Genomic DNA, 12894 nt, shown 5'->3' with positions numbered 1-12894 from the left:
TACCATTTTATTATTCTCCCGCCCAGTGACAGGCATCGCGCAGCGGCGCGATGGTTTTCGCCAGCCCGTCAATATTAAAGGTCAGTTTCCCGGCCGCACTGTCCGTGCCCGTGTCGATGGTCAGCGTTTTTGCACCAAAAAGCTGTTTAATTTCGTCGATTCCGGATAATCCCCGGCTGGACTCCAGCAGGGTGCCGTTTTCACGGATAAACCAGCGAGACTGAAAGCGCCCGTGATCAGTAGTCAGCGTCACGGCGATATCACTGGACGTCATGGAATGTGTCAGCGCCACCTGCATCCGGCTGATGTTGTCCACGCAACTGAACATCAGTACCGGACGCGGCGGGACGTTGCCGATAGCGGGCGTGGTGATAATCACCGTCGGATGTTCTCCGTCGCTTTGCGTTATCATCAATGCGGTGGAGTTGTCCGGACGCTGTTTTTCCTGAGCAAAAGCCCGTTTCCAGGCCTCACCTTCATAACGGGCCTTTACCAGCGCGCCATCAAAACTGGATTGCCCCGGAGCCAAAATATGGTCATAGCAGTCGAGTCGTTCCAGCGCCGCAGGCTCCTGGCGACAGGACTGCATCGCTTTCAGCGTGGCCTGTGTATCCGGCTCGGGGGATGTGGTGCTGCTCAGCGCGGCCACGACGCCGGGTACGGGTGGCGTTTTCGCGAACGAAATACCCGCAGACAATCCCGCCAGCAGGCCAGCCATCAGCAGTCCGGTTTGCCGGAGCGTCTGCATTCTGCTCATAAAACAGCTTCGTCCTCTGTTTTGGTTTCGGGCTGAGTATCCTCATCCGGCACATCTTCAATGTCAGCAGTAAATGCGCCGTCCACTACGTCCAGCGTAATGCAGGCAATGGCGATGCTCGCCGCCATTTTCTGCAACAGCAACAGGGACAGTGGCGGCAGCATCTCGCCGTCGATAACCGATTCCAGCATTCGCGCACCGTTTTCGGCGCGGGTGACGCGCTGCATGATTTCGTCAGTGACAGCCGATGCAATCACCACTTCCGCGTTAAAGCGGGTTCGCAGCACGTTATCCAGCCTTGCCAGCTTCCCGGCGATAATGACCGAGAGCGTTTCTTTAGATAACGGCAGGTAAGGCACCACTTCCATACGAGCCAGCAGCGCGGGTTTGAAGAAGTCCGCCAGCACCGGGTACAGCGCGTCCTGCATTAATTCCAGATTGTCGGCATGTTCGACAATCACCTGGTATCCGAGGTTAGACGTCAGGAAAAAGACGATATTTTTGCAGTCGATCAACCGGCCTTCACCATCGGCCATCTCGCCCTTGTCGAACGCCTGGTAAAAAAGATTGAGCACATCTGGGTGCGCTTTTTCCACCTCGTCAAGCAGCACCACAGAGTAGGGATTCTGGCGAATCGCTTCGGTCAGTACGCCACCCTCACCGTAGCCGACATAGCCCGGAGGGGAGCCAATCAGGCGCGAAACGGTGTGTTTCTCCTGGAATTCCGACATATTGATGGTGGTGAGGTACTGGCGACCGCCATAAAGCAGTTCTGCCAGCTGTAGTACGGTTTCGGTTTTACCCACGCCGCTGGGACCAGCCAGCAGGAATGCGCCAAGCGGTCGTCCCGGACGGCGCAGATCGGCGCGGGCGGTCAACAGGTGTTTATGCAGGTGCCTGATCGCCAGATCCTGGCCTTTTATGGTCTCACCCAGCCACTGAGGTAAGTCAGTAATCACTGACATTTCGTTTTGCGACAGGCGGTTAAGCGGCACGCCAGTCCATTCGGCAATCACGGCGGCAATCTGTTTTTTATCGACGTGCGGGGAAATCAGCAGTTGCGTATGGTGCAACGCCTCCAGTTCAGCAGTTAACTGCACGAGACGAACAGCAGGAGGGATTTCAGGTTCCGCGCCCGTCTGCTCGGCCTCGGGTTCATCCGTTGATACGACGTTATCGTCAGCGTCCGGTAGCGTGATGTCTTCACTGCTGCTGGCGTCGGTTTCTTCCAGCAACCCTTTACGCAGCGAGATAATTTCCTGGACCAGCGCCTGCTGCTGGTGCCATGCCGCTTCCAGTTCATCCAGTTCGGTCAACGTTTCGTCATACTGGACGATAACTTCAGTCAGTCGTGAGGTATCCGACCGCAGGCCGATGCGGATTTCACGCTCAAGCTGGCGCATTTCCGCCTCGCACTGGTGACGCAGGGTGGTCAGCGCCGAAATTTGCTTCGGCGGCGACGAGAGGTTAATCGCCACGCGGGCACAGGCTGTGTCCAGTACGTCGATGGCTTTATCCGGCAACTGACGACCAGAGAGGTAACGCTCGCTTAACGTCGCCGCTGCCTGTAAGGCTTCATCATCAATCAATACGCCGTGCGATTGCTCATATACCGCCGACAGACCGCGCAGAATAATAGTCGCTTCTGCAGCCGTGGGTTCACTGACTTTCACCAGTTGGAAACGGCGCGACAGGGCGGCGTCTTTCTCGAAATATTTTTTGTACTCACTCCAGGTGGTGGCGGCGATGGTTTTCAGCTCGCCGCGTGCCAGCGCCGGTTTGAGCAGGTTAGAGATATCCAGCCCGCCCTGTTGATTCCCCGCGCCAATCAGCGTATGGGCTTCGTCGATAAACAGAATGACGGGGTTGGGTGACTGAATGACTTCTGCCATCAGCCCCTTAAAACGCTTCTCGAACTCACCCTTAACGGATGCGCCCGCCTGCAATGCGCCAAGATCGAGCGTCATAATATCGGTATCGCGCAACTTGTCCGGCACCAGGCCTGCGACAATACGAAGCGCCAGTCCTTCAATGAGCGCACTCTTACCGACGCCCGCCTCACCGACCACGACCGGGTTATTTTTGCGGCGACGGCAGAGAATATCGATCATCAGGTCGATTTCATTATCGCGGCACAGGACCGGATCGAGTTTGCCGTTACGGGCGTCTGCGGTCATGTTTTTGGCGTAGCGGCCAAGCAGGCTGTCGCCGGTATCGTTTTTAGTACTGACGGTCCGCCCGCCAGCATCCGGTACGACTGACTCCGCCGACTCGCGCGTCCACTCAGCAAAGTCCTGTTGCAGGCGATCGCGGTTGATGCCGATGAGCAACCGGGCAGCGGCAGACGGGACATAGCGTAGCGGCGAATGCAGCAGAGCCAGCAGCAGTGTTCCACCGCGCAGCTCGCTATGCTGCATCTCGGCAGAGGCCAGCAGCCAGCCCTCTTTCAGCCACTCGACCAGCATCGGCGAAAATGCCGGGTAGCTGTCTGTCGCTCGCGACGTCGTGTAATTTTCCACCTTCAGTGCCTGGCGAAGCGCATTTGTATCAATTTCTGCCCGGTCAGCAATCACCCTCACGTCACTGCGCACCGCTGCCAGCATCTGCAACAGCACATGTGCCACGGTGATTTCCATTGCCTGCTGGCTCATACACTCTGCTGCCGCCGCCTCCAGCGCCTGGCGGGAAAACGGGTTAAGATGCTTAACCAGAGAGGCCAGATTAATCTGGATCATATGTCGTGTCCTTACCTGGCAAGCAGCCGGTTCAGTTGATGCAGAATATCCTGCGTCTGGCTGTCCAGCCGCAGCAGATAAAAGAAATAAAACAGCGCCAGCACGACGATGCCGCCGCAGAGAATATGTCGGATGGTCAATCGTTTGATAAGCTGATAGCGTCCGCCCTGCGTTTTTTTATCCTGATGCAGCAGCGGAAAAGGCGCATCGCCACGAAGCTGATGCAAAACGTGATGCAGGCGGCGATATATCTGTTCAAACTCCCCTTGATCCTGCGCAGCCACCCTGTAGCGCCCGCGAAACCCCAGCGAAAAGCACAGAAATAAAAACTCAAGCAGATCCTGATAGCGCTTTGGCTCACGAATCAAGCGCTCCAGCAGGATGAACACTTTTTCACCGCCCCAGGCTTCGTTATGGAAATGCACAAGTAACGACTGTTTGATCCATTCGTTTTTGTTCGACCAGCCGTTCCCCAGTGCAGCTTCATCAATAAAGGTGCAGAGAACATAACGAAACGAGACAATCACGCCCGGCTCGTAGCCCTGTTCCTGTAGCAGTTGCTCCACAGCCTGAACGTCCGTCACCACCTGCGCAAAAAGGTGTTCCGGCATACTCTGGCTGTTCATCCCGTCCACGCGCATCACCATCCCCAGCAGGGGTGTGGCGGCGTCAATCATCGGGTTTATGCTGTTGCCGCGCAGAGCCAATCGGTACTGGCGACCAGAGAGACTTTCGTCCGCGAGCTGCGGCGCAGTATTGACCTTTCCCGACGGGTTCCCTGTGGTCAGACTGTCAATGGACGGAACGAACGACTCATTCATGGTTTAACCCCTTATCGCCCACAACTGTATCCCCAGATCCGGAAAGGTGCCGGAAATATGCAGCGCCAGCGCACCGGCTTTCACCACGTCCAGCCAGGCAGCAGCACCTTTGTCCAGCTCGAAGTAAACAAAACCGTCGTGGTACGGTAACTGGCGCGGGGCGGCAGTTCGCGGCGTCAGCGGTACACCTGGTACCTGCACACTGACCATATCGCGGATTTTGTTGGTGGCCGCGATTTTTGACTGCTGGGTAAACTGGTGAATAAGCTGGCTGTGCGGCATCCGTGAGCGCACCGCCAGAATGAATGTGCCGGAGCGCAACAGGGTCGGATCGTTAACCGTGGCAACATAAAACCCGTCAGAGAAGACGAGTGGCAGATTCTGCGCACGCGGCATCAGTACGGTGTTGAGCGCCCGGCGCAGCTCCGGGATTACGGAATTAAACGACTGCGTAAGATTACGGTGGTCGTAGGGCTCCACCGGACAGGGCAGACGACTGTCTTCCGTAAAGGTCATCAGTTCCCCCAGTAAGCGGACCAGATCCAGATAAAACGTTTCCGGGTGCAGGGTGTGTAGGTGGGTACGATGAGTAAAGTGCATCTGGCTGCGGTTAAGCATCTGCAACATCATGAACTCAGCCACATCTGCGATACCGCTCTGCTCCGGCGAACCGATACGTTTTGCCAGCTCGCTGGCGCGGTTGCTGAGAAGCCCCTGCACATCGCCAGCAAATCCGTTCAGCACGGGGCTTACGCGGACGGCCTGACTGGTCGGGATAAAGCTGTCATCCAGCACCAGTGCGCCACCGGATTGCTGGCTGCGGATACGGCACAGCGGCAGCGTGACCATGGCGCTGAGATCGTCCGCGCCGCTGACGATTTTCGGTGCCAGTTGTCCCAGCACGATAGGCTGCACGTCGCCATCATCGGAATGCAAATCGCGGGTATCGGCCTGGGTCAGGCGGTAACGCTCTGTTCCCTGCCCAGCACTCCGGCGACCTTCGATTTCACAGGTGATATCACTGATAACGGGCAATGCCAGATAAATGTCATTGCTGCCGGATCGGGAGAGATCGAGCGGCTGGTACGGCAGAGGGAGTTGATCCTGCTCCGGAATGCTGAACACCGTGCCATCCGGCATACAACCCGTCGCGTAGTCCAGCATCAGTTTCCCCTGGGCAAGCAGCTCGGTATTGATCGACAACGAGGTGAATCCCCAGGCAAAATCATCCTGCGCACTCATACGCTGGTTCAGCAAATATTCCTGATGACGCTGCTGCTGCTGGAAGTGCTGCGGCAGGGCAAACAGACCTTCCTGCCAGATCACCCTGTTTTTCATGGTCGCCATTCTCAGTTGTCCTCTTTCTTCATTTCGATACTGCCCTGTCGTACATGCACCAGCAGACGGTAGTGATGACCCGCCCCTTCTACTGGTTCGATTTGCTTCCACTCAGTGGCCTGGTCATCAGAGAAGTACGCTACCACACCAATGAACTGCGTTTTTTCATCCAGTTTCACTGGCGGCAACGTTTTTATGGTATCCGGCAGCAGGTTAAAGTCCTGGTGGTCGATATAATTTTTCCCCAGCACCTCCGGCAGCGGCGTGCTGGCAACCATGTCGTAGTCAGCCGCCTGCAACTTCGAGTCATCGCTCATATAAATCAGTTGCACATCGACCGCAGCCGCCTCACCGTCCGCATTGATATTCGTGTCAGGCTCGGTCAGTAACGTGACCGTTACCTCCGATGACTGATCTGCCAGTTTCCCGACCTGAACATCCGGGTTCTTAATCACCTGGCCGAGCTTTTTCACCATTTCGCAGCCTGTCAGGGTGAGGCTGAAAAGCAACATCACCATGCAGAAACGAAAAAAACGTCCTGTCATGCTTCCGGCTCCCGCTGTTTTTCGCGCAGTACCCGGTCATACACCTGGGCATAGACTTCGTTAAACAGCATTTCAAAACCCTGCTGGCGGCTGGAGGCCAGTTCGTCGTAGTAATCGCAGTACATTTGCCAGGAACCGGCATCATCCAGCGGCTTTCGCAGTTCATGGCTGCGCCGGTACTGCACAAAGCGACGCATCAGGCTCTGCGGCGAGAACGCATCCAGCAACACGCGCAGCGATTCGACAATCGCGGCGCGGTTGGCCTCTTCGTGATGACGGATATTGCGCAGACTCTCACCAACGGCAGCGGGTGCAGCCAGATGCACTGGACTTTTGCCTTCGGCAAACATCACGTCAAGGGCGGTGGTATAGTCCATATTCAGGCGCAGCGGGTTATCTTCCAGCGGGCGCAGATGCTTGTCCGACAGACTGTTGCGGCGCTGTTGTAGCTCAAGCAGACCTTTTATCGCCGCCTGCAACGTCCGCCCTGCTTCTTCCAGAAAATCATCGGCATCCTGTGAGTTACGCACGGCAAGCGAGCCGCCCAGCCCACGCAACAGCGGGGTCACGGCAAGATGGAGCTGGGCAGTATCTGTCGGTGATGCCGCATCCTCGTAGCGAGTCTGTTGATCGGAATACCGCGGCGGTAAATCCATAAACGGGGTGTCGATCACGCCATCCCTGTCAGGAACAGAAGAGCGGACAGGGACAACCCCCGCAAGCGGATCGCCTGCCACTGTCAGACTTTCCATCTGGAGTGCTTGAAGCGGATCGGCGGAAAAGCTGTTGACCACGGTATCCGCAAGCTGGTGCATTCGGGGCATGCCCGGATACGCAGGCTGACCGTTCGTCGTCAGCAGCGCGTCTGCCAGGCGGTCACGGTTGGTGACGATGGTTTCCGGTGCCGCCATCTGTTCGCTGTAGCTGACCAGCTGTCCATTGTGGATAAATACCTTCAGCGCCAGCGCCCCCAGAACGACCTCATCGCCCTGCCGCAGGCGCACCAGCCCGGTCTCCGTGGACATCGGTGCCAGGTTAATCATCAGCCCCGATACCAGGCTTTTCAGACAAAATGTGCCGTCATGCATCACCACCTGACAGGCGCGTTCGGCAACAGAACCCGCCCTGTCCTGCACCGGCCAGTGGCAGGTGGATGCGTTGCCAATTTCCCCGCCATCGGCGGTAAACAGACATTTTGCGGCGCGTCCGCTCTCCAGTTCGTTACCGTTCATCACCTGTAGCGTCAGTGAGAGTACGGGAGCGTGCGTTATTTCCTCAGCCATTTGCGTTTCCATTAAATTAATCCCTAATATGGAGGGTGACGGTTGGCGGCATTTTCGGCTGGCCGATAAACGCCGTGCGTCCGATACAGGATCGAGAGCGATCGCCCAGCCGCATTCCCTTCGCCTGGTCCGGTGCGAGATCAAGCCGCAGATCCCAGGCGAACTGATCGCGTAGCAGAAAGGAGACAAACATCGTCAGCGCCTGGTGGTTTTCGCCTTCCGGTAAAAAAGAGAGGTAGCGCGCCATCGAGAGATTACCGATCCGCAACAGAAATTTTCCACTGCGATCCGGCACTCTGGCACCGAGGGTAAAATTAACGCCGATCACCGAGCGGCCCGGCACATACCCGGCCGTTTTCCGTTTAGGATTACGCACGCCCAGCCGGTTTTGTTGCGCGGGTTCAAGGACTACCTTACGCAACTGCCAATTTTCGATGCTGACATCAGGTAAATCGAAGCAGTGGCTGACCAGGTTACTTACCACGTCCGGCGAGCGCCCAGGTGTTGCCAGTATCCCGGCGTAGGCCAGCATTTTGCTGTGATTGATGGCGAGTTTGTCTCGCACGCTTTGATTGCCCAGGCCCACCAGCGCATACATCCGCTGTGAAAAGACATCAGTTCCACCGTTGCGAAAACAGACGTAATAGCGGTATTTGCGCCAGGCATGGTAAGCAAACTGCGTCCAGCGGTGGCTGAACAGATCGAGGAACGCTTTCAGCCCCTCTTCATTTTGCGCAGATTCGCGCGCCATCCGATCCAGGTAATAGCCGGGCAGCGGCGACTGACTGCCGGAGAAGCCCAGGAATTTTGTCGTCAGGATAAACTGCCCGCTGTCACTGCGTTCAAGCGTACTCAGATCGCTGCCCGGAAAGGCAATACTGGCATCAGATTTGAACAGCGCCACTTCATGCTCCGGTTCGGTGCGCAGGGATGGTTCACAGCCCGGCTCACCATACTGGCGGTACAGTGACTCCATCAGCACATAAAAATTCATCCCGCGCACATCCGGGAGCGGTAGCGTTTCCCCTACATCAGGGCGTGCTGGCCTGTGTGTTGCCATTCCCAGGACTCCTGACTTTCCGTGTTAATAATTTTGAGACAGTGAAATGAGTTGATGCTGGCGTACAGCGCAAAAAAGTATGACAGTACGGTACCCAACAGGTAGATCTCGCCTTCACAGACAAAGGGGGCGGGATTGATCCACAGCGTGGTGGACAGACCGCGAACCGGGACGCCTTTAAACAGACGGTCAACCGGGCGGGATTCCATTTTTTCGATGGCATCGAGCTTCTGTGAGGAAAGCCGTGCCTGCTGTGGATGGTGGATACCCGGCATATCGAAGGTACGCAACACCTGGATCAGCGCCTCCCGGTCCAACAGCGAAAGGTAGTTCAGGTTCATGCAGGAAATCAGCGACCAGTGCATATCGCCATCCGTTACTGGATACAGAGGACGGGTCGGGCGCGTAACGTTGCTGAACGATGCCACCGCTGGATTTTTGTTAACAGGAACGCAGATATCGCCGGTATGCAGTGACGCAGGTAACATTCGGTTAGTGCACACCAGCGAAGCGGTGAATACTTCACCGTTCAGTCGGGAAGGGTCGGGCTGATTGCCATCGGCGTGAACAAAGGCAATGGCGTGTTCCAGACCACGATGAAACAGGGAGGTTCTGGTGCGGTGGTGCCAGTAGACAACTTCACGCTGACGGCTGAACTCGATCTGATGCTGAAACCCTTCAAACTCAGGCCAGATATGTATTGCTTCATCAGGACCGGGAGTTTTATCCGACGCTGCAACCTTACTGGAAACCGTCTTCACCTGGAAAACATCATAGTGTTCCGGGTTCTGTTGACTGGCCCGTAACGCATATTGCGGTGAACTGTCGTCCGGCCTGACAGGCTCAGAATGGTGAGCGAATAAATTCACCACCGGCGTACAGTACAGGCGCAGTGAATCTTTGCGAAGCTTGATATCCACAGGTAATGGCAGATTAAAATGCAAACGCAGTGTAAACGCGCCGACCGGGAAGTCTGCCGGTAGCGACGTGGCCCCCTGTAAATGAAAGAAGAAAAAGCTCTCCGGGTAGCAAAAATACTCCTGAAGCACGCGATAGCCACTATGGACGTTTTTCGGCCACGGCAATAGTGCATCTTCCCGTTTAAACCCAGCTGCGTTCAGCCACAAATCCGGTAGGGGAATACGCCGCTCTCCAGCCACCAGTTCCGCATCCATTAACCGCTCACTGAACCATAAATAGAGTTGCTGGCGGGTATAGTCATCTCCGTTTCCCAGCCAGAAAGTGAGTTTATTCAGATCCAATGTGTCGGGAGAAACACTACCTTCGGTGAAAAAATCAATGTCAACGTACCCTTTTTTCAGCGTGCTGGTGTTACGCACATCGCGAATATGTAACGGTTGCAGCCAGGTATCGCGTGCCAGAGTAAAATGGCATACAGGAGACTGGGTAGCATCATCCCCGGCCAGAATCTTACGTCCCGAAGACGTCACGCGAACCGGGCCTGAGCAAATCAGTTCATCACGACAAACCTGAACGGGCGCAGAAAACTGTGTCGCAACAGGGTTGTATTCAACCACGGCCATTGACGGCACAGGACGTAAATAATTGGGCCACAGCATATTAATCAGGCTGTGCGTAAACTCCGGGAACTCATCCTCCAGCTTTTGCCGCAGGCCACCAGAAAGGAAAGCAAATGCCTCCATCAGGCGTTCCACATCAGGATCGCCCTCTTTCTCGGCCAGAAAACGGGCAAGATGGGGTTTTTCACGACCAAGAAGTTTGCCCAGTTGACGCAGATAGTCCAGTTCTTCGCGGTAATAACGCTCTTCGAAGGCCATCAGGTTTACTCCACGCACCAGTGCTGGTGGTTATCCAGCAGAATGTCAAACTCCAGGACATCCTGCCTGTCGCTGAAATCCATATATGCCACAATATGAAAACGCAGGTTCAGTGGCGCATGGCTATCCTCTGTGGCAGCAGTCACCGCCACATCCGATATCCGGGGTTCGTAACGCAGAATACAGTTCTGGATCGCCTGAACCATCCATTCCCGGATGTTCTGGCGCTCGGGTGGCCTGTCGATAAAATCCGTGATCCCCAGCTCCGGTGAGCCATAACAGCTACCGGAACGGGTGTTGAGGATATTGCGCAGGTTATCGCGTATAGAATGCAACAGCGCCGTCTTTGGGCGCTGGCGTGAAGATGGTTTTGCCGCCTCCCCGATACGTTCAAACAGACTCCCCCCAGACTCCCGCTCCATTATCATGGTGACTACTCTTTATCCAGACGCCCGACCAGGGACAACTCAAATGATGCCCCCATGTACTTAAAGTGCGGACGGACGCTCAGAGCAACCTGGTACCAGCCTGGTTCACCTTCCACATCAGAGACTTCAATCTTCGCCTGACGCAGCGGTTTACGGCTGCGCACGTCAGAAGGCGGGTTCTCCTGGTCAGCTACGTACTGGCGTATCCAGCCGTTCAGCTCACGCTCCAGATCCCCTCTTTCTTTCCATGAACCAAGCTGTTCGCGTTGCAATACTTTGATGTAGTGCGCCAGTCGGTTAATGATGAAAAGATAAGGGAGCTGCGTACCAAGTTTGTAGTTGGTTTCAGCCTCCTTCCCTTCCACCGTGTTAGGGAACACTTTGGGTTTCTGAACCGAATTGGCAGAGAAAAATGCCGCATTATCAGAGCCTTTGCGCATTGTCAGAGTAATAAAGCCCTGCTCCGCCAGTTCATACTCCCGCCGGTCGGTAATGAGAATTTCGGTCGGAACTTTGGCCTGAAGCTGGCCCATGGCTTCATATAAATGCACCGGCAAATCTTTTACCGCGCCACCGCTCTGCGGACCGACGATATTTGGGCACCAGCGGGTGGACATGAAACTTTCAGCCATGTTTGCCGCAAGCAAAAAAGCCGTGTTTCCCCACAGATAATGCTCATGATTTTTGCTGACGTTTTCATGGTAGTTAAAGCTCTTAACCGGGTTTTCATCCGGTGCATAAGGATGACGCAGCAGGAAACGCGGTGCTGTCAGGCCCAGATTGCGGGAATCTTCGGACTCGCGCAACGAACGCCATTTGGTGTAGGCCGGGCCTTCAAAAATAGCAGCAACGTCTTTAATGCCAGGAAGTTCGGTAAACGAATCCAGACCAAAGAATTCCGGTGATACGGAAGACAGAAATGGGCAGTGGCTCATCGCACTGACGGCGCTAACATACTTCAGCAGCTTCATATCAGCAGCGGTATTGTTAAAAGCGTAATTGCCAATCACTGCGGCAAACGGCTCACCGCCAAACTGACCAAAACCGCTGGAATAGACATGCCGATAGAACCCAGACTGGGTTATTTCCGCTGAAAATTCAAAGTCATCCAACAGCTCTTCTTTAGTAGCGTGCATGATGTGAATTTTGATGTTTTCACGCGGATCGGCATGGTCAACCAGCAGCTTCAGTGAGCGTAGGAACGACTCCATCTCTTGAAACTCCGGGGCATGGAGGATCAGATCCATCTGGCGGCCCATACGCGCATCAATATCAGCAATCATGCCGTTAACGGCCAGGATATCGACTGATTCTGCCTCATCATCCTGCAACATTGCGGTGATAAAGGCAGTCACACCTTGACGGGCGATATCGTAGCTTTCTGATTCTGGTTTAAAACGGGTCTGCGCCATGATCTCATCCAGCAGGCTGGGTGCGGCGACAGATGCAGTGGAAGCAAGCGCTTCCGGTAAGGTGGTTTCTGACATACTGAAATCCTTGTACAAGTTATTTCCGGCCAGCGAGGCCCAGCTCCGCAATCAGTTGTTCGCGGCTCTTTTCGTCAGCAAGCAGAGCCTGAAGTTGCGCACGGAAGGCAGGCATATTGCCCATTGGCCCCCGGAGTGCAACCAGCGCTTCGCGCAGTTCCAGCATTTTGCGCATCTCCGGAACCTGGGCGGCAATATTGTCCGGTGACAGATCGGCCAGTGATTTCACTTTCAGATTGACGTTCATACGTACATCAGAAGCTTCGCTAAGCGCAGAGGGCACCGTAAAATCACGCCCGATATCCGCCTGATCCAGCACGGCGTTAAAATTGTTACGATTAATAGCAACAGGCTGGCGTTCGTCCAGCGGAGTGTCATCTGTTCCACCTGTCAGATTGCCGGTTACTAATAAATTAAGCGGCAGTTCCACTTCTGCTGTCTGGTTTCCCGTTTTCGGCTGAAATTTAATATTTACACGTTCTTTAGGGGCAATACTGCCACTGCTGTCATTTTTTCTGCTGCTCATAAAAATAGTCCGTAAGATTGTCGCTCGAGCCATGAACACAGCATTTTCGTTACTACAAAAAATTACTAACAATGCCGTTCCAGTGGCAGTAAAAGATAAATTCCACACCCTTCAT

11 protein-coding genes are annotated in these 12894 nt (G+C 55.0%); all 11 read right to left on the bottom strand.

Features of this window, described 5'->3' with window-relative positions; genetic code table 11:
- Positions 1 to 10: 10 nt before the first annotated feature.
- From vasI to tssB, 11 genes are read right to left on the bottom strand one after another with little or no spacing between them, the layout of a single operon-like run.
- Positions 11 to 757, bottom strand: coding sequence for a type VI secretion system-associated protein VasI (gene vasI, locus C2U43_RS04230; RefSeq protein ID WP_103284725.1), 747 nt, complete (start codon positions 755 to 757; stop codon positions 11 to 13).
- On the bottom strand, positions 754 to 3492 hold the full coding sequence (gene tssH / locus C2U43_RS04225; protein WP_103284724.1) for a type VI secretion system ATPase TssH: 2739 nt from the start codon (positions 3490 to 3492) through the stop codon (positions 754 to 756). The genes vasI and tssH overlap by 4 nt, the downstream gene beginning before the upstream one ends.
- An 11-nt stretch (positions 3493 to 3503) precedes the next feature.
- Positions 3504 to 4289, bottom strand: coding sequence for a type IVB secretion system protein IcmH/DotU (icmH, locus tag C2U43_RS04220; RefSeq protein ID WP_374115577.1), 786 nt, complete (start codon positions 4287 to 4289; stop codon positions 3504 to 3506).
- 27 nt (positions 4290 to 4316) lie between these two features.
- Positions 4317 to 5660 (bottom strand): type VI secretion system baseplate subunit TssK, encoded by a 1344-nt coding sequence (gene tssK, locus C2U43_RS04215; RefSeq protein ID WP_103284723.1) that lies wholly within the window; start codon positions 5658 to 5660, stop codon positions 4317 to 4319.
- Positions 5661 to 5662: 2 nt separating this feature from the next.
- Positions 5663 to 6169 (bottom strand): type VI secretion system lipoprotein TssJ, encoded by a 507-nt coding sequence (tssJ, locus tag C2U43_RS04210; RefSeq protein WP_373371263.1) that lies wholly within the window; start codon positions 6167 to 6169, stop codon positions 5663 to 5665.
- Between the two features lie 23 nt (positions 6170 to 6192).
- Positions 6193 to 7467 carry a type VI secretion system-associated FHA domain protein TagH gene (tagH, locus tag C2U43_RS04205; RefSeq protein ID WP_395227742.1) on the bottom strand — a complete coding sequence of 425 codons (1275 nt, stop codon included), beginning with the start codon at positions 7465 to 7467 and terminating at the stop codon, positions 6193 to 6195.
- Between the two features lie 28 nt (positions 7468 to 7495).
- Positions 7496 to 8539: a type VI secretion system baseplate subunit TssG gene (tssG, locus tag C2U43_RS04200; RefSeq protein WP_071445502.1), complete on the bottom strand. Its 1044-nt coding sequence runs from the start codon at positions 8537 to 8539 to the stop codon at positions 7496 to 7498.
- Positions 8506 to 10338: a type VI secretion system baseplate subunit TssF gene (gene tssF / locus C2U43_RS04195; RefSeq protein WP_103284720.1), complete on the bottom strand. Its 1833-nt coding sequence runs from the start codon at positions 10336 to 10338 to the stop codon at positions 8506 to 8508. The genes tssG and tssF overlap by 34 nt, the downstream gene beginning before the upstream one ends.
- Positions 10339 to 10343: 5 nt before the next feature.
- Positions 10344 to 10766 carry a type VI secretion system baseplate subunit TssE gene (gene tssE, locus C2U43_RS04190; RefSeq protein ID WP_071445507.1) on the bottom strand — a complete coding sequence of 141 codons (423 nt, stop codon included), beginning with the start codon at positions 10764 to 10766 and terminating at the stop codon, positions 10344 to 10346.
- A gap of 5 nt (positions 10767 to 10771) precedes the next feature.
- A complete protein-coding gene (gene tssC / locus C2U43_RS04185) occupies positions 10772 to 12253 on the bottom strand; it encodes a type VI secretion system contractile sheath large subunit (RefSeq protein WP_071445509.1) in 1482 nt (493 codons plus the stop codon).
- Positions 12254 to 12272: 19 nt separating this feature from the next.
- Complete coding sequence (gene tssB / locus C2U43_RS04180) at positions 12273 to 12779, bottom strand: type VI secretion system contractile sheath small subunit (protein ID WP_071445512.1); 507 nt, start codon at positions 12777 to 12779, stop codon at positions 12273 to 12275.
- Positions 12780 to 12894: the final 115 nt, after the last annotated feature.

This window comes from Citrobacter freundii complex sp. CFNIH9, from assembly GCF_002903305.1.
In the GTDB taxonomy this organism is placed as follows: Bacteria; Pseudomonadota; Gammaproteobacteria; order Enterobacterales; family Enterobacteriaceae; genus Citrobacter; species Citrobacter portucalensis.
The sequence above is the reverse complement of the archived record's forward strand: the minus strand, read 5'-3'. Positions and strand labels throughout refer to the sequence as shown.